The sequence below is a fragment of the Bradyrhizobium sp. genome (assembly GCF_019244115.1).
GTDB lineage: Bacteria > Pseudomonadota > Alphaproteobacteria > Rhizobiales > Xanthobacteraceae > Bradyrhizobium.
Map to the genome: position 1 here is coordinate 1 of NZ_JAFATE010000267.1, position 2,025 is coordinate 2,025.

2 protein-coding genes are annotated in these 2,025 nt (G+C 60.6%); both read left to right on the plus strand.

What is annotated here, in order from left to right; all coding sequences use genetic code 11:
- Window positions 1-249: hypothetical protein (locus JOZ76_RS12060; RefSeq protein WP_291698851.1), on the plus strand; the 249-nt coding region annotated here is incomplete at its 5' end.
- A gap of 546 nt (window positions 250-795) precedes the next feature.
- On the plus strand, window positions 796-2,016 hold the full coding sequence (locus JOZ76_RS12065; protein WP_291698852.1) for a tyrosine-type recombinase/integrase: 1,221 nt from the start codon (window positions 796-798) through the stop codon (window positions 2,014-2,016).
- The last annotated feature ends 9 nt before the right edge of the window (window positions 2,017-2,025 follow it).

Here is a 2,025-nt window from a genome sequence, read left to right on the forward strand (position 1 = left end):
GTCTTTTTGGCCTGCCAGTTGCGAATGGCCTTGATCGCCGTTGCAATGGCCTTATCTGTCGCCCTTGGGCAGCACGTTCATTCATGCTTATCTCCTTTCAATCGAGCCGCGATCCTTGAAAGCGTCGGCGATGCTCGTGACATGGCCGTGGCAGTAGCCGGAGTTGAATTCCCTACTCATCTTCTACCGGCACTCCTATCCAAGAGTCGCGGGTTCAAATCCCGCCCGGGATTTGAACTTGTTCCGTAACATTCGAGGCGCGCACAAAAGGCGGCTTTGGGCGGCTATCACGCAGCCGCGGGCCAGCGCTGTCCGCCGATAAGAAAATAGACTTCCGAAATAGTGGGTTTCGCGATGTAGCCGATCCCCGCTACCAGCTTTTCTCGCACCGATTCTTCGTAAAATTCTGTCGAGCGCAGAACTCGCGTCCGGAGCCTGATGCCTCTCTGCCTCGCGATATTGCCCGTCTACTCCATTGTACGAGGTGACGGCCAATCCTGCGATAGAAGGAAGGCACAGCTTTACTCCGAACGGGCCGCCGCCATTATAGTGGTCAGCCACTTTGTTCGGTCTTTCATCAGAAGCACCATGAGCGTCGATGACAAATCGAGCGCAGCCTGAAATTGCACCTGATGCTCCGCTGCGCCTTGCCGATGCCGTCAAGATCGCGTTTCCTATGGGCGGGATGACGGTCTCAGGCCTGCGCAAGGAAATCCGGCGGAAAAGGCTCACCGTCGAGGTTATGGCCGGGAAGCAGTTCACGACGCTGGCCGCAATCGAGGAGATGCGCCGACTATGCCGCGTACAAGCAAGGGATCTCGACTCTGGAAGCGGCCAGCCCGCCGCAAAAACGGACGGATCGTTGCCGCCTCCGTCTGGATCATCAAAGACGGCGGCAAGCATATCGCCACGGGATGCCTTGCGGAACCGTCTGGAAAACGACCGCCGGCCGAAGCCGAGCGCGCCTTAGCGACGTATATTGCCGACAAGTACCAGCCGCCGCGGAAGACGCTCGACGTGGACGTGATCGACATCGCCGATGTGTTGTCGATCTATCGTCAGGACAACCGCGATCGGCAAGCGTCACCCAAGAAGTTCGATGGACGAATCGAGCGGCTGAACGAGTTCTTCGGCGGCAAAATGCTGGGAGAGATTAACTCCGCGCTTTGCGCTGCTTATGTCAAGGCCCGCGGCAATTCCGGCGGCGCGCGGCGCGATCTTGAGGATTTGCGGGCGGCGATCAGGCATCATGCCCGTGAGAACCTGCACCATGCCGTGATCCATGTGACGCTGCCGGAGAAGGGCGGGCCGCGCGAGCGCTGGCTGACCCGCGAAGAAGCTGCGCGCCTGATCTGGACCTGCTGGCGTGCCCGCGAGACACAGACCGTCCATCGCGGGCCTTTAAAGGGCCAGAAGATCGAGACGGATAAGCGCCCGCTGCGCCACATCGCCCGGTTCCTGCTGATCGGCATGTACACAGGTACCCGCGCTGGGGCTATCGCTTCGGCTTCGCCTGAGCGCGACGAAGGCCGGTCGTTCGTCGATCTCGACCGAGGCATTTTCTATCGCCTCGCCGAGGGTAAGCGGGCGACCAACAAGCGGCAGCCTCCGGTGCCGATCCCCGGACGACTCTTGGCGCACATGCGGCGCTGGGTGCGTCGCGGCGTCGTGCGTTCGCACTTCGTCGAATGGAACGGCCAGCCGGTCAAATCCGTGAAGACCGGGTTCGCGACCGCCGTGCGGCTGTCAGGGCTGTCGCTGAAGGAGGGGAAGATCTCGCCACATACATTGCGCCACACGGCGGCGACGTGGCTTATGCAGCGACGCGCCGATCCGTGGCAGGCCTCAGGCTTTCTCGGCATGTCGGTCAAGGTGCTGCTCGACACCTACGGCCATCATCATCCGGACTACATGCGCGAGGCCGCAGCCGCGATTACGTCAAAGGATCGCAAGCAGAACGTATCGGTGGTCGAAACGGTGGTTGACCTCGAAAAACACTTGGCGCGCAAGCCGTAAACTATTGAG